The following is a 15913-nucleotide window of genomic DNA, read 5'->3' as shown; positions in this document are numbered from 1 at the left end:
GGCCACTAAGTACACACAAAGAATACGGAGAAACACAATATACTGACCTCTTTCTTTGTGACCTTTGTGCTTTCTCTGTGCTACTTTGTGGTTAGCCTGATTTTTGAGATGGCTTCTAGTTTCTACTTCCATAAAACCGCCACTGTGTGATAAAGTCTTTTGTAAGGTTTTGATTGGTTAAAATTGCGCGCACCATTTCTACTGGCATGCTGTTTTCGCTCATCACGGCATCATGAAATTGTTTGTAGGTCATCTTGCCGCTGTCAACCAGTTCTTTCTTGAGCGAATAAAATTGCAATGCACCCATCATGTAGGCCAGTTGATAGAGCGGACCATACCGCCCGGTGAATGACCTGCGCACTTCGCCTTCGGCATTGGCGCGCTCGTGGCCTACGCGGTCAACTAAAAAATCAATGCATTGTTGCGGAGTCCACTTGCCCATGTGGTAGTTGAGGGAAAAGATAATGCGCGCACATCGGTGCATACGCCAGAACAGCATGCCGATCCGATCTTCGGCATTGCGCGGAAAGTTCATGTCCCACAAAATCATTTCCCAGTAAAGGGCCCAGCCCTCCGTCCAGAAGGCCGTGCGGAAATTCCGGTACGCTTTGTTGCGGTTGTTCATAAACTGTTGCAGGTGGTGCCCGGCAATGAGTTCATGATGGACGGTGGCCCGCGAGAAGTGCGGGTTGTTACCACGCATACTCATCAGCTTATCCTCGTGGTTCATGGTGTTGGTTGGGTAGGAGATTTGAAATAATTCGCCACCCAAAAAGAACGGACTCACCAATTGTTGTTGGGGCGGAATCATGCGCGTACGCCAGGTTTCTTCCGCCAAAGGCGGTATTGTAATCAGGTCATTCTTGCGGATGAAATCCATCGACTGGTTGTACAAATCAACCATGGCTTCGGGCTGTTTCCCCGGAGGTACAAAACTTTGTTTCACCTTTTCCAGCGCCTTTTTCCAGTCGTTGCCAAAACCCATTTCGTTGCTGGCCTTCAGCATTTCACGATCACACCAGGCAAACTCTTTATTGGCAATGTCAATCAGTTCTTCGGGGGTGTAGGGCATCATCTCGTATTTTAATTGGCGGATGATTTCATCCCGGCCAATGGGGTTGCCGATGATGCCGCTGCCGTCATCCTTGGGTAGTTTGGTCGGATCGATTTTCTTTTTAAGCTGTGCGGCATAAGTGCCCAACGCGGTATCAAGCAACTGGTAGGGCTTTTCAACCCACCAGGTAAACAGCGGATCGTAGCCGTTGTAAAAATTATACACGCTGCGCAAGGCTGCTTTTTGCCCACGCACGGTTTGTTCGGCACGCTCGGCCAGTTCGGGTGTGAAGCTCGGTTCCTGAGGAAGTTTTTTGATGGCCTCGTTTACTTTCTTTTGGATCTCGTTCAGTTGTCCGGCAACTTCTTCACTGTTCAGACTCACACCACGCCTGCGTTTCTTTTCAATGTCGTACAATGGGTCGGCCATGGTTACATACCGCTTAATCTGGTTGTATTCCCGTTCTTCAACCGCCAATTGGTAAAGCGCCTCCTGCAGGTCGCGTTTAAAAAGCACGTAATCTACTTTGCCTCCTTGCGAAAGATTTTCGAATGGAAGTTGCTGCAGCCGGTTCAGGTAGTCGGTGTAAAATGTTTTGAGACGCTCCCTGCGTTCAGGCGAGTTGGTGATGGTGTAAAACCGGTACAGGCTTCCGCGATCGGCTTCGTAGTTCACCATCAGGTTGTGCACTTCGCTGGTTTGAAGCAGCAGGTTGGATTGTGCAGTTATGTTAACAGCAACAACCAACAGCGAGATAAGGCAGCAAATCTTTTTCATACTCGTTATTGTTTTTTTCCGGGTTGATAGGTTTGTACGGCCCGTTGTTCAACATCTTCTTTATAAAAAGCAACGTCTTTAAAATGTACATCAGCATAGCGTTGCGCCTGATCGATAAAATGCGGTGAAGCCGGGTCTCCGTTTTGCCCTCCAGCCAGAATACTTTTAGCACGAACCCTATCGCCAAACTCCACTACGGCAACAAAACTGTTTCCGTACGAGCCATAGATTTTTTTGGTATTGGATGTACCCCGTGCACCATAAGACGCCAATGCACCCCAATTGCCCGAAGCAAGACCTACCGGGATGCTGGGCTTAGCATCATCAAATTGCTGCTGGATGTCACCGGTTAACCGTTGAAAACGATTTACCGCACCCCATGCAATATTCCAGGTACCGAAATCATCGGTAAGCTTTTGAATAACTTCCGCAAAGATCTGTAAACGTTCTTCGTGCGGTGTTCCTGTTCCGAAATAGTTTATCCGCTCCATGAAATTCAGGCCTTCCGGGCGGGGCCCCTTTTGAAGATAGAAGGTTATGTAAAAATGAGCCAGTGTCATGCCCACCGATTCTTTCGACACGGTTTTATCCCACAAGCGCAGTACATGGATAGCTGGTTTTAGTGAGGCATATTTTTTTCCTGATTTATCGAACGCCTCGACCAAACCCGGAATAAGTTTTTCGAATGCGGGTAAGTAGGGATCGTAAGCCGTTTCAACCAACTTGTCTAATGTGTAACCTGAGCGGCCCGTTAACACTTTAATGGCATGTAAACCCCGGAAGTTTTCAGGCTCGGTGGCCATGTAATAAGGATAATCCTTCGGCTTCGGACTATACTCTGCGGCTGAGGTGAATGGCGTGGAGTTGCAATTTTGTATCCATCCGTTACCGGGATTTATCACCTGGATGGTTTCGCTTACTTCGTGCAGTCCCTGCCAGTCGGTTGCGGGGTTGCTTCCATCCACGGGTTTAGAATAATCAAAGGTTGTGTCGCGTTTAGGTATAAAGTTGCCCTGGAAGAATGCGATGTTTCCATCCGCATCGGCATACACCGTATTGTTTGATGAATTGGTGCGCAAGTCCAATACCTGCTTAAATTCTTCCAACGACTTTGTTTTTGTCCGCATGAAGGATTGTTCAAGTGCTTTGGCCGGCTGCCAGTTCATGGCGGTGGCTGCCCACTTGCCATCAATGGTGTGTGTAATAGGGCCGTGGTGTGTACGATAGACGGTAAATGTTCTTTCCTTAAGCGAGTCGCCTGAAGCATATTTCAATGTGATTTCCTTTTCAACCACCGGGCGAAGTTCATCTCCATATTTATAGAACTTTTTTCCGTTTTCTTCAACAATGGTTTGAATGAACTCATCCATTACATCAGTGGCTGAGCTGGTATGCATCCAGCCGGCTTTATCATTAAATCCCTGGTAAATAAAAAACTGTCCCCAGGTTACCGCGCCATACGCGTTCAATCCTTCTTCGCTCACCATGTGTACTTCGCCACGGAAATAAAATGACGTATGCGGATTGATAAGCAGCATGGCCTTTCCGGATTCGGTAAGGTTACCGGAAATAGCAAAGCCGTTGGAGCCTTGCGGCTCATCGGCCATTGTAACAGCAGGCATATAGGCAAGTGACTGTTTTTCATAAAAGGCACTGATAGCTGCGGCAGAAATGGATTCGATATTCCCGCCAATAGAACCCTCGCTGAAGTAAAAAGGCATCCAGGGTTCAAAGCGGGTAAGCAGTTTTGGTTTTACTTCAGGATGGGTGTACAGATAGTAGTTAATGCCATCAGCAAAAGCCAGGCATAATTTCTTTAACCACTCCGGACTTTCATTAAACTGTTTAACGGCTTCCGCGTTGGTCATAAAAAGGTTGGCGCGTAAATCGCTGTACAATGCAGCCTCGCCCTCCACTTCGGCAAGCCGGCCAATGGCCCAGGTGTAGTTACGTTCGATGCGTTTAAAATCATCCTCGCATTGTGCGTATAATAAGCCGAAGACTGCATCGGCATCGGTTTTACCATAAATATGCGGTACACCAAAATCATCGCGGATAATCGTAACCCGCGCTGCCTGTTCTTTCCAGCGATCAAGTTCGGTAGTAGAAACGGAACAGGAAATGGTAATAAAGAAGAGCGAAACAACACCAAGTGTGCGCATGCGTCTTAACGTTTAAGGCCGGGGAGTTTATGGCAATTAATATCGCTTTATTTTTTGTTTCAGTACCGTCCACGTATTTTTGCGCAACTTTAAAGGAGGGGATTATGGCAAAAACAAAGAAAACCGCCAAAGCAGCCAAAAAAACTGGTAAGGCAAAGCCCAAAGCGAAAAAAGCAGCACCAAAAGCCAAAAAGGCGGTCGCCAAATCTGCACCTAAGAAAGTAGCGGCTAAGCCGGTTGCTGCGCGCAAAACAGAAAAAAGTCAGGTTAAAACAACCGGGCCTCATCTCACTATTTTTCCGGCTTTAACCCAGCGCCCCATCGCACACAAGCCGGCTAAAAGTTTAACCCCGGAAGACAAGACTCGATATTCGGATGAGGAGCTAAAGGAATTTGAAAACCTGATTAACGAGAAACTGGAAAAGGCGCGAAGCGAGTACCGTATTCTGAAAGAAACCCTTAACCGAAATAATGATGAGGGTACGGATGCGACATCGGGAGGGAACACCAAGGTTCTTGAAGATGGTGCCGAAACTGCTGAAAAGGAAAATCTAAGCCAACTGGCCGCCCGTCAGCAGAAATACATTACCAATCTGGAGAATGCCCTGGTGCGGATTAAGAACGGAACGTATGGTATCTGTTCCGTTACCGGTAAGCTGATTCCGAAAGAGCGATTGATTGCCGTGCCTCACACCACGCAATCCATTGAAGCGAAAATGATGCAAACAGAATAAGCATCAAACAACGGTGGATTTTCTGCAAAACCATATTGAAGCATTGATTTTCTGTTCGCCCACGCCAATCAAACTGGCGGATATCCGGGCGTGTCTTTCCGAAATGTTTAATGCTGATGTTCCGGAAGAGGATATAGTTAATGCCATAAAAAGGCTTGATGAAAAATTCCAGTCGGATGAGTTTTCCTTTCAACTGAACCGGAGTGCCGGTGGCTACCAGTTTCTTACCAAGCCGGCTTACCAGGCCAGTATCGGCATCTTACTCAAGCAACAATCCAAAAAACGGTTGTCGGTATCAGCCATGGAAACATTGGCCATTATTGCTTATCGGCAGCCTATTTCAAAACCGGAAGTTGAAACCATCCGCGGTGTTAACTGCGATTATGCCATCCAGAAATTGCTGGATAAAGGTTTGGTGGAGATTACCGGCAAAGCCGATACAGTTGGCCGGCCGTTGCTGTACGGCACGACACCGAAATTTATGGAGTACTTTGGTATTAACGACTTATCCGATCTGCCAACACCAAAAGATTTCTCCGGTGAGATCAATACCATTGGCGAAGAACCCGATTTAAAAGAGCCCGATGCCCAGGCCTAAATCATCCGGCCACACCCGTAAAGGAAAAGCCGGACGCAGCACAGGCGGCCGCGTTAAACCACTGAAAAATTTTAAAGGTGCTGTTGCACAAACAGGCAAACCCTGGCGCAAGTCAGCTGCTAAATCATCGCAAGGCTCTGAAAGAGCAAGCGATAAGCGGGAAGAAAAAGCATCTGCCAGAACCCGCTACACCCAACCGGGTAATGAAACCCATGCCAGGCGAAGCAAACGTAATGAGGAGGTTGATAAGGAAAGGCGCGGTTTTTTCAAAAGCAGAAAGTTTGATAATAAAAAAGCTGTAAAAGATTTCAGGGAAAAGAAAACACAGCCGCAAGGGCAATCAGAAAAAATAAGGCTCAACAGATTTATTGCCAACAGCGGAGTATGCTCCAGGCGTGAGGCCGATAACCTGATAGCCATGGGGCTGATTTCGGTAAACGGAAAAGTAATAACCGAAATGGGCTACAAGGTAAACCCCGGTGACGAAGTGCGGTACGAAGACAAGGTGCTGCGTGCGGAGAAACCTGTTTATATATTATTGAATAAGCCGAAGGGATATTTAACCACCACCCGCGATCCGCAGGAGCGAAATACCGTATTGCACATCATTGGTAATGCTGTGAAAGAGCGGGTGTACCCGGTTGGCCGGCTTGACCGGAACACCACCGGTTTATTGTTGCTGACCAATGATGGCGACCTGGCCGAGAAGTTATCCCATCCATCCTATAATGTTAAAAAGATTTATAAGGTTGAATTGGATAAGCCGCTGACCAAAGCCGACTTTCAGAAAATTCTGGAAGGAATTCCGTTAGAAGAGGGCCGGGCAATGGTTGATGATCTGGCCATTGTTTCGCCAGATGCCAAAACCATTGGCCTGGAACTTCACATCGGATGGAACCGTGTAGTGCGTAGGATTTTTGAAGCGCTGGGCTACCAGGTGGTTAAACTGGACCGAACCGTTTATGCCGGGCTTGATAAAAAAGATTTACCACGAGGGGAGTGGAGGTTTCTGAGGCCCGATGAAATTCTTCGCCTGAAACATTTTAAGTAATCAGGCATCATTAAGCACAATGGTAAACGTACTTCCTTTTCCATGTTCCGATTTAACGGTAATGGTTCCGCCAACCTTCGAAAGAGCTTCCTGCACAATATAAAGGCCAAGCCCGGTGCCTTCGGAAGTTGTAGTTGCACGATAAAACATATCAAAGATTTTTGGAAGGGCCTCGGGCCTGATGCCTTGTCCGTTATCCTCAACGCTTACTTCAACCCTGCTGCCGTTGCGTAGAAATTGAACACGTATCAGCGGATCGGGTTTGCTTATATCATGATACTTTACTGCGTTGGCAATGAGGTTGCCGAGAACAATCTTCATCTGCTGGTAATCCGATTGAAATACGTTGGCCGTGTTTTCAGTGTAGTCGAGGCGGATAGCCGGGGCATTTTCATTGAATTTTACATCGGCAATAACATCTTTTAGCAAGGCGTTAAAGTCAATTGGTTCAATTTTTAATTCAATTTTTTTGCTGCGCGAAAGTTTGAGGATATCGCTGATGACCAGGTCAAGTCGCTTCACCCGGTCATCAATCATTTCCATGTATCGTTTGGTGATCTCGTCTTTCAGTTCCAGCCTGGCGATGTTGGTGATACCGAGAATGGAGGCGATGGGTGAGCGTAAGTCGTGAGAGGTACTATAAAGAAAACTGTCGAGTTCCTTGTTTATTTTATTGAGGCGTTCGCGCTCATCTTCAAGCAACCAGATAACCATACCCAGGCCGGTTGCGCTGATAATGACCATTTCGATCATGCCAAAGAAGAATGGGAATACAAAATTCTTCCCCATGAAATTGGCCAAGGCTACTGAAAAATAGTAACTATAGGTTAAGGCATAAAGAAAGAATGAAACAGTAAAAATTCTGCGGCCAATGCCTTGTAAAAAGAGTTTGCTGCGAAGCGCCAGAATGCCGGCTGCAAGAAATCCGGCCGCCACTACAAAGTACCGTACCCCTACCCGTAGAAAATAGCGGAGCAGAACTTCGTTATCGTTAGTCGAATCCCGGTAAGCCCAAACCAAAACAAAGCTCGCAACAAGTGTTATAGTGGAGATGAATAACAAGTAAGTTACGCTTATTTTTTTTCCGCGCCTGTATTCTATCAGGCCGGCTAAAAGAAAGATAACATGAAGAAAATTACCCACTTGGGTAATGTAGGTGCTTGCTAGCCTGACGGAGTCCATGCGGGAGTACCCATACCATGATCCAAAGCCCAACGAAAATGCTGCCAGCGAAAAAAATACCCAACTGATGGCCCAGGTAGAAAGGTAATGGCGATTATATAGTTTGCTGAAATAATAAAACGTTGCCGCCAGGATAATCCCAATCAGCATTTCTGCAAAATAAGTGGCACCTGTGCGCGCAATAATTTCATTTTCAAGGCCTTCAAACCGCATGCGGAACCAAAGTAAACAATTTTTAAACGATGGTACCGGCATTGTGTTCAGCTACTCTGCGGATAAGATTATCAGTATGCACTTTGTAGAAAGATGAGTTAAACTGACTTTGGAGGATGTAAACGTAGTACTCCACGGAAATACGAAAATGCCGGCCACAGACCAGCATTTAGCTTGTGGTGACGGAGGGAATGCTGACGCTCCGGTCAGCACCCTGACTGGCCAGGGCCACGTCAGGGTTGAACTCCTGACCCAAGAATTTTAACCGTGGTGACGGAGGGAATTGAACCCCCGACACAAGGATTTTCAGTCCTTTGCTCTACCAACTGAGCTACGTCACCGGAAGACTCTTGCCGAAATCCGGCAAGAGGGGCACAAAAGTATGTAAATTTATAATCGGTGCCAAGAAGACGTTGCTTTTTGAGATTGCCGCCATAATCATTTATTTACGTCATGATCCAGCAGGTGCTTTTCATTTTTGCCTTGGCCTTCTTCGGATTTGTTATCCGAAAGCGGGTGCTGCAGCTACGCAATAACGTCCGATTGGGAAAGCCGATCGGAAAAACCAATCGGGAGCCTGAACGGTTTAGAAATGTGTTGCTGGTAGCATTCGGTCAGAAGAAAATGTTCAAGCGATTTATTCCGGCCATACTTCACCTTTTCATTTATGTAGGCTTTCTGGTAATTAACCTGGAGGTGTTGGAATTTATTATTGACGGATTGACCGGCACCCACCGCATCTTTGCTCCATACCTGGGCAGTTTTTATACCGGGCTGATAAACATTTTTGAGTTTCTTGCGGTTGCCGTACTGCTCGCCTGCGTGTTTTTCCTTATCCGCAGAAATGTGCTCAAGCTTCCGCGGTTCTGGTCAGCCGAAATGACAAGCTGGCCCCGGCTGGATGCCAATCTAATTTTGGTTACCGAGATTGTGTTGATGCTCGCTATCCTCACCATGAATGCCGCAGACCAGATTTTGCAAACCCGCGATGAACACTACACAATAACCGGTTCACTTTATTTCAGTGGTTTTTTGATGCCACTTTTTCAAAATGCAGGTACTCCTGCTTTGCTACTCATTGAGCGCTGCGCGTGGTGGTTTCACATTATCGGCATTCTGGGCTTTGCAGTTTACATTACGTACTCCAAGCACCTCCACATTTTCATGGCTTTTCTTAATACGTACTATGCTAAGCTTGAACCGAAAGGTCATATCAATAACATGCCGGTGGTTACCAACGAAGTGAAATCCATGCTTGGACTTACGCAAGGCGTAACACCTCCGGCTGAGCCTGGCCGATTTGGTGCGAAAGATGTTAATGATCTGTCACAAGCAAACCTTATTGCTGCCTATGCGTGTACCGAATGCGGACGCTGTACCTCGGAGTGCCCGGCCAACCTAACCGGTAAAAAATTATCACCTCGTAAGATCATGATGGACACGCGCGACCGTATGGAAGAGGTTGGACACAGTTTGGCGAAAGGCGGCCCCGGATTGAATGACGGTAAATCGCTTTTAGGCGATTATATTACAAAGGAAGAAATCAACGCCTGCACCAGTTGCAATGCGTGTGTGGAGTCCTGCCCGGTACTAATCAATCCGCTCGAAATTATTGTTGAGCTCAGGCGGTACGTAGCTATGGAAGAGTCTGGCTCACCGCCCGCATGGAACGCCATGTTTCAAAACATCGAAACCAACTTTGCTCCGTGGAAGTTTTCAGCGGCCGACCGGTTTAACTGGGCTAAAGATGCCTAACTTAAAATTTAAAGGAAGATGAACGTACCCACATTGGCCGAGTTAACAGCAAAAGGCGAGATACCCGAAATTCTTTTTTGGGTTGGTTGTGCCGGATCGTATGACGATCGGTATAAACGGGTTACCAAAGCCTTTGTAAAAATTTTGAATGCCGTTGGCGTGAAGTTCGCTGTGCTGGGCACAGAAGAAACCTGCACGGGCGATCCGGCCCGCAGGGCTGGCAACGAATTTCTTTTTCAGATGCAGGCCATGAATAACATCCAGGTGCTGAACGGTTACGGAATTAAAAAGATTGTAACAGCTTGTCCGCACTGTTTTAACACCCTGAAGAATGAATATCCCGAATTGGGTGGCACGTACGAAGTAATTCACCACGCCACCTTTCTGCAGCAGTTGATTAATGAAGGCCGGATTAAAGTGGCTGGCGGAGGTCCCTTCAAAGGAAAAAAAATCACTTACCACGACTCCTGCTACCTGGGTAGGGCAAATACCATTTATGAAGCTCCGCGTGCAGTGCTCGAGGCACTCGATGCAGATTTGGTTGAAATGAAACATTGTCGTGCAACCGGCCTGTGTTGCGGAGCAGGAGGGGCGCAAATGTTTAAAGATGCTGAAAAGGGTAAAAAGGAAATCAACCTTGAGCGAGCAGAAGAGGCCCTGCAAACCGGTGCCGGTACCATTGCCGTTGCCTGTCCATTCTGTATGACCATGCTTACCGATGGTGTTAAAGCGAAGGAGAAAGAAGACGAGGTGCGCGTTAAAGATTTGGCCGAACTAATTGCCGAAGCGCAGGGTTTAACTTAAGATATCGGATAGAAAATGTTCATCCCTTTTGATCAACTGCCGGAAACCGCCAGGCTGTGGATTTACCAGGCCGAAAGACAATTAAGTGCCCAGGAAATAGCCACGATTAGCAGCAGGCTTCACACATTCATTGAAGGCTGGAGCACGCACGGCAATCCTGTGCAGGGATCGTTTAAAGTTTTACACAACCAGTTTATTGTGCTGGCTGCAGATGAGCTTGTACAGGCGCCCAGCGGGTGTTCTATCGATGAGTCAACTCGCCTAATCCGGCAACTGGATGAGTTTTTTTCTTTAGGGCTTTTTAACAGGATGGTATTAACTTTTTTGCAGAACGAAACACCCCATACTGTTCCGGTTAAAGAACTTCAATCTTTATTGGCAGAAAATAAATGGAATGCAGATACGTTGGTTTTTGATATAACCGTAAACACGATGGCCGGTTTTAGAGATCGGTTTATTGCACCTGCCGGTAAAACGTGGCTTAAAAAATACCTGAACAGGGTACCGGCCTGATGTCAGTAAAAACCGGTTTCTTTTGTAGTTTTAGTGATTGATTGAAACAGATGCGGTTTTTTATTCTACTAAGTATTGCTGGCCTGGCGGCCTCCTGCAGCCCTGAAAGGAAAGCCATTAAATCTTTTCAGCGCGGAGAGTATCAATATACCATCAACACCCTCAAATCGGCAAAGCCGAAAGATCAGGGAAAGGCAAATTATTTCATTGCAGAGTCATACAGGCTTTCCAACCGGTTAAAAGAGTCCGAGCCCTATTATGCCAAAGCAGGCGGGCGTGGTATAGACAAAGACTCCGTTCAGTTTTATTATGCTCAGGCACTCAAGGCTAACTCAAAATACAATGATGCCCGCAAGCAACTGGAAGAATTGATAGCCCGTACCTCGAATGAAAAACTTAAAGACAGGGCAACCATTGAATTAAACGGCTTGGGCTACTTGGAAAAATTGCGGGATAAACCCAACTATTACCGGGTAAAGAATCTCGAATCGCTCAACACGCAACACAGCGAGTACAACCCGGTGTATCTGAACAATGAGCTTTACTTTACTTCATCGCGCGGTAACGGAAAACTTTATGCAGCTACGGGAACGCCATTTACCAATTTGTATAAAGTGGCCAGTCGCGGAGCCAATGTGGATGTGTCCACCCTGGCGCCCTTGCCCGCAGGAATCAACTCCGAAAATGTGAATGACGGATGCATAGCCTTTACGCCCGATGGCCGTACCATGGTATTTGCTAAAGGTAACACCGGGAAGAAAAAAGGAGCGGAAGACGTTGACCTGTACATTTCGCGTTTTAGAAACGGTAGTTGGTCGGAGCCGCAGGTCATTACCGGAGGGGTTAACACTCCGGAATTTTGGGATTCAACTCCCGCATTCAGTCCGGATGGGCGCACCTTGTATTTTGCTTCAAACCGAAAAGGCGGTTATGGCGGTACCGATTTATATGCCGCACAAATTGATTCGCGCGGTCGGTTTTCGCGGGTGCGCAACCTGGGCCCCGAAATCAATACCCCCGGTAACGAAATGTTTCCCTATGTTGCTGATGATGGTAAACTGTATCTTGCTTCGGACGGCCACCCGGGCTATGGAGGCCTTGATCTGTTTGTGATAAAACGATCGTCAGGTGTTACTACAGTAGAGAATCTGGGTGAACCCGTTAACTCAACTGGCGATGATTTTGGGTTATTCCTGTTCCGACCTGACCGCGGGTTCTTCACTTCCAATCGGGAGGGCGGCAAAGGCGATGATGATATTTACACCTTCGTCAATGAAGATCCTGACTTGCGGGTTATCAACTACTACCTGGCCGGAGTAACCTATACACCGGATAAAGAAGGGAAACTTCAGATTCTTCCAAACACCAAAGTAAGCCTGCTTGATGCAAAAGGTGATTTGATGCAGGATTATGTTACCGGCAATGACGGTAAGTTTTTGTTCAGAGTATACGATAATGAAGATTACAACCTGGTGGGTGAAACCGAAGGCTACCTGGTAAAGCGCCAGGAGTACACTACAAAAGGAAAATCGGTTGATCCGAAAACACTTACCGAACTGGTTACCAACATCACGTTCGATACAATTGTGGTACTCGATAAGATTGAGATCAATAAAATTTTTGTGCTCGAAAACATCTATTACGATTTCAACAAATACGATATCCGGCCGGATGCCGCACGCGAGTTGGATAAACTTGTGCAATTGTTGGTGGATAATCCGGAGATCAAGATAGAGTTAAGCTCACATACTGATAGTGTTGATACCGAAGAATACAACATGTGGCTGTCGCAAAAACGTGCAGAGTCGGCCGTGAACTACCTGGTAAAGCGGGGTATAGCCAACGACCGTCTCGTGGCAAAAGGGTACGGAGAATCGCGCCCGATTGCCCGCAACACCAATCCGGACGGTTCGGATAATCCGGCCGGTCGTCAAAAAAACCGCAGAACGGAATTTAAAATTCTGGAGATTGGTGTTATCCCCAAGTCGCTTGAAGATGAATTTGATGAGGACAAATATTTCAGGAAAAAGGACGGATATTAAGCTGAATGCCGGGTCTGCTCCGGCATTTTTGTTTTTGATGTTTTCCTACCTTTGAAAAAAACTGTATAAAATGAACTACCGCATTGAAAAGGACACGATGGGCGAAGTACAGGTGCCGGCCGATAAATACTGGGGAGCACAAACCGAGCGCTCGCGCAATAATTTTAGAATCGGCCCTGAAGGCAGCATGCCCAAGGAAATCATTTATGCTTTTGCTTACCTGAAAAAGGCAGCCGCCTTGGCCAACCATGAACTGGGTGTGCTGCCGGCTGAGAAAAAAGATCTGATTGCGAACGTCTGCGATGAAATACTGGCCGGAAAACTGGATGGCGAGTTTCCATTGGTAATCTGGCAAACCGGCTCGGGCACACAAAGCAACATGAATGTGAACGAGGTCATTGCCTACCGGGCGCATGTTCTCAGCGGAGGAAAACTAACCGATGAGAAAAAAGTGCTTCATCCTAACGATGACGTAAACAAATCCCAGTCCTCCAACGACACATTTCCCACAGCCATGCACATTGCGGCTTATAAGCAGGTAGTTGAGATTACGCTTCCGGGAATGCAAAAACTCAAGGAAACGCTCGCGCGAAAATCAAAGGAGTATAATAACATTGTTAAAACCGGCCGCACGCATTTCATGGATGCCACACCGCTAACACTTGGGCAGGAGTTTTCAGGGTATGTTCAACAATTGGAAAACAGCGTCAGGGCAATTAAAAATGCGTTGGAAATGGTAAGGGAACTTGCGTTGGGGGGCACAGCCGTGGGTACCGGGCTCAATGCACCAAAAGGATACGATGTGCTGGTAGCAAAAAAAATTGCTGAACTGACAGGCTATCCGTTCGTAACCGCACCTAATAAATTTGAAGCACTGGCTGCGCACGATGCCATGGTGGAATTATCGGGCGCGCTAAAACGGGCATCCGTTGCGCTAATGAAAATTGCCAACGACATCCGCATGCTCAGCTCCGGCCCGCGCTCAGGTATTGGCGAAATCATCATTCCTGATAATGAGCCCGGCTCATCAATCATGCCGGGCAAGGTAAACCCAACGCAGCCCGAAGCATTAACCATGGTGTGCGCACAAGTTATCGGCAATGATGTAGCCGTATCGGTAGGTGGGGCCACCGGACATTTTGAACTGAATGTTTTTAAGCCCGTTATTGCTGCCAATGTGCTGCAGTCCGCACGACTCATTGGAGATGCATGTATATCATTTAATGATAAATGCGCTGAAGGTATTGAGCCGAACCATGATATTATTAAACGCCATATGGAGAACTCCCTGATGCTCGTTACCGCATTGAATACGCATATTGGTTATGAAAATGCCGCCAAAATTGCCAAGAAGGCCCACAAAGAAAATAAAACACTTCGTGAGGCTGCCATTGAACTGGGCCTTGTTACATCCGAACAGTTTGACCAGTGGGTACGGCCCGAGAAAATGGTAGGCACCCTGTGAAAAAATAGGAAATTGAAAATATTTCGTACTTTTAGTAAACTTTTTAAACTCCTCACAATGAAAAAATTAACGTTACTTTTCTGTCTGGCTTTACTTTTTGCGGGCACTCAAGCTTTCGCCCAGCTTTCCAAGCAGGAAAAGAAAGAGTGGAAGAAAAAAGCCAAAGAATACGCCAAGCAGCCCGCTAACCTGAAACAGTTAACGGAAGACAAGCAAAATGCCGATAACCAGGTTGCTGCATTAAACCGCAGAATTTCGGAGATGCAAAGTGCCATGAGTAATAAAGATGCGCGCATTGCCGAACTGGAAGATCAACTGTCGCAAATACGCGGCCAGTTAACCGCTGCCCGTGCCGAACTTGCGCAGTTAAAGGAATCTCCGGTTATCAACCCGATGGATTTTTCGAAAGGAGTGGTGTTTAAAGTGCAGGTGGGTGCTTTTAAGAACAAAGATCTGTCGAAGTACTTTGATAACAACCCGAATTTTGGAGGCGAGGTGCGCGAAAATGAACCACAGCGTGTAACCATAGGCATCTTCCGTGATTACTGGGAAGCCGACCAGTTTAAAAAGTATATGCGCGAAATGGGCGTTAAAGATGCCTGGATTGTGCCGTATAAGGACGGACAGCGCACCGAAATCAAAGAAGTGCTTGAAAATGTAACTGCTGAAAAGAAGCAAGGAACGGAATAGTCAGTTTTTGTCAACACACCAAAGCAGCACCGGTTGGTGCTGCTTTTTTATTTTTAAGAATGCCGGTTATTGTGCAGGTTTGCTACATGAAAAAGTGGGGGATTTTACTTGGATTGATAGCTACTACCACTGCAGCACTTTCGCAAATCCGGGTTGACAAGCTTGTTATCAAGCCTCGCGAAGTATTCAAAATTGATTCCCAATCCGATATCATTGTAGCCGATACGCTCATCCTGATGGATTCATCCACCATTATGCTGAATCCCCTGCGGGCCGAAAATTATATTCGTTCAAAAGTTATTATTGCCGGAAAGGCCACCAGCATTATGGGTAACGGTGCCAACGGAGCTAATGGACGCAATGGCAGACCCGGAACAGTTGCTTCGGGGCCGTGCAAAAATGCAACAGACGGAACGATGGGCACCGCAGGGCTTACCGGTGTTAATGGAACAAACCTCTTTTTGTATTTCGATCGCCTCATCATCAATGGTCAATTAACCATAATTCTTACCGGAGGAAGAGGAGGCAACGGTGGCCATGGCGGAGCCGGGGGTGACGGCAGTGCCGGAACGGTTCACTGCAACGGTGGCAACGGTGGCAATGGCGGTAATGGCGGCCGTGGTGGTGACGGGGGCAACGGAGGCAATTTACTTATACAGTCTCCCCAGGCACTGACAGTGAAAGAATGGGTTGGCACTAAACTTATTATTAAAAATTACGGAGGCATACCCGGCTTGGCAGGTAAACGTGGTAATCAGGGTTCAGCGGGGTTGGGGCCGTCACGCAAAAACGGAAAAGACGGCCTGCCCGGTGCCGAAGGTACAGGGGGTGTTCGGGGGAAAGATGGAGTAGTGACATTTCATACCAACTAAG

At 47.1% G+C, this 15913-nt stretch carries 13 protein-coding genes and 1 tRNA gene; 10 read left to right on the top strand and 4 right to left on the bottom strand.

The annotated features are described in order from the left end of the window. Nucleotides 1-115 precede the first annotated feature (115 nt). Both HRU69_04335 and HRU69_04330 read right to left on the bottom strand, forming a co-directional pair. Complete coding sequence (locus HRU69_04335; GenBank protein QOI96765.1) at nucleotides 116-1831, bottom strand: DUF885 family protein; 1716 nt, start codon at nucleotides 1829-1831, stop codon at nucleotides 116-118. Nucleotides 1832-1836: 5 nt separating this feature from the next. Beyond that, nucleotides 1837-3993: an acylase gene (locus tag HRU69_04330; GenBank protein ID QOI96764.1), complete on the bottom strand. Its 2157-nt coding sequence runs from the start codon at nucleotides 3991-3993 to the stop codon at nucleotides 1837-1839. Between the two features lie 320 nt (nucleotides 3994-4313). Between HRU69_04330 and HRU69_04325 the strand changes: the two genes are divergently transcribed. The 3 genes from HRU69_04325 to HRU69_04315 are packed head-to-tail and all read left to right on the top strand — an operon-like array spanning nucleotide 4314 to nucleotide 6376. Further along, entirely contained in the window at nucleotides 4314-4727 is a 414-nt protein-coding gene (locus HRU69_04325; GenBank protein ID QOI98819.1) for a TraR/DksA C4-type zinc finger protein, read from the top strand. Between the two features lie 13 nt (nucleotides 4728-4740). Beyond that, nucleotides 4741-5325, top strand: coding sequence for an SMC-Scp complex subunit ScpB (scpB, locus tag HRU69_04320; GenBank protein QOI96763.1), 585 nt, complete (start codon nucleotides 4741-4743; stop codon nucleotides 5323-5325). Continuing rightward, the gene (locus tag HRU69_04315; protein ID QOI96762.1) at nucleotides 5312-6376 is read left to right on the top strand and encodes an rRNA pseudouridine synthase; all 1065 of its coding nucleotides are present in this window, start codon (nucleotides 5312-5314) and stop codon (nucleotides 6374-6376) included. The genes scpB and HRU69_04315 overlap by 14 nt, the downstream gene beginning before the upstream one ends. Here HRU69_04315 and HRU69_04310 read toward each other — a convergent pair whose 3' ends face one another. Both HRU69_04310 and HRU69_04305 read right to left on the bottom strand, forming a co-directional pair. Further along, nucleotides 6377-7771: an ATP-binding protein gene (locus HRU69_04310; protein QOI96761.1), complete on the bottom strand. Its 1395-nt coding sequence runs from the start codon at nucleotides 7769-7771 to the stop codon at nucleotides 6377-6379. It abuts the gene before it with no gap. 268 nt (nucleotides 7772-8039) lie between these two features. Continuing rightward, nucleotides 8040-8112 (bottom strand) — tRNA-Phe (locus tag HRU69_04305). Nucleotides 8113-8224: 112 nt separating this feature from the next. On the opposite strand from HRU69_04305, the gene HRU69_04300 reads away from it, so the two are divergent. From HRU69_04300 to HRU69_04270, 7 genes are all read left to right on the top strand, one after another. Then, the gene (locus HRU69_04300) at nucleotides 8225-9526 is read left to right on the top strand and encodes a 4Fe-4S dicluster domain-containing protein (GenBank protein ID QOI96760.1); all 1302 of its coding nucleotides are present in this window, start codon (nucleotides 8225-8227) and stop codon (nucleotides 9524-9526) included. Between the two features lie 18 nt (nucleotides 9527-9544). Next, nucleotides 9545-10330 (top strand): (Fe-S)-binding protein, encoded by a 786-nt coding sequence (locus HRU69_04295; GenBank protein ID QOI96759.1) that lies wholly within the window; start codon nucleotides 9545-9547, stop codon nucleotides 10328-10330. 15 nt (nucleotides 10331-10345) lie between these two features. Then, a complete protein-coding gene (locus HRU69_04290; protein QOI96758.1) occupies nucleotides 10346-10843 on the top strand; it encodes a hypothetical protein in 498 nt (165 codons plus the stop codon). A gap of 50 nt (nucleotides 10844-10893) precedes the next feature. Next, nucleotides 10894-12885 carry a PD40 domain-containing protein gene (locus HRU69_04285; GenBank protein ID QOI96757.1) on the top strand — a complete coding sequence of 664 codons (1992 nt, stop codon included), beginning with the start codon at nucleotides 10894-10896 and terminating at the stop codon, nucleotides 12883-12885. Between the two features lie 70 nt (nucleotides 12886-12955). Then, entirely contained in the window at nucleotides 12956-14350 is a 1395-nt protein-coding gene (gene fumC / locus HRU69_04280; GenBank protein ID QOI96756.1) for a class II fumarate hydratase, read from the top strand. A 57-nt stretch (nucleotides 14351-14407) separates the two neighbouring features. Then, nucleotides 14408-15040, top strand: a complete 633-nt coding sequence (locus tag HRU69_04275) for an Ezrin/radixin/moesin family protein (protein QOI96755.1) — start codon at nucleotides 14408-14410, stop codon at nucleotides 15038-15040. A gap of 59 nt (nucleotides 15041-15099) precedes the next feature. Then, nucleotides 15100-15912 (top strand): hypothetical protein, encoded by an 813-nt coding sequence (locus HRU69_04270; GenBank protein QOI96754.1) that lies wholly within the window; start codon nucleotides 15100-15102, stop codon nucleotides 15910-15912. Nucleotide 15913: the final 1 nt, after the last annotated feature.

It is taken from the genome of Flammeovirgaceae bacterium (genome assembly GCA_015180985.1).
In the GTDB taxonomy this organism is placed as follows: Bacteria; Bacteroidota; Bacteroidia; order Cytophagales; family Cyclobacteriaceae; genus UBA2336.
Note: the sequence above shows the minus strand (reverse complement) of the source record. Positions and strands in the feature narration are given on the sequence as shown.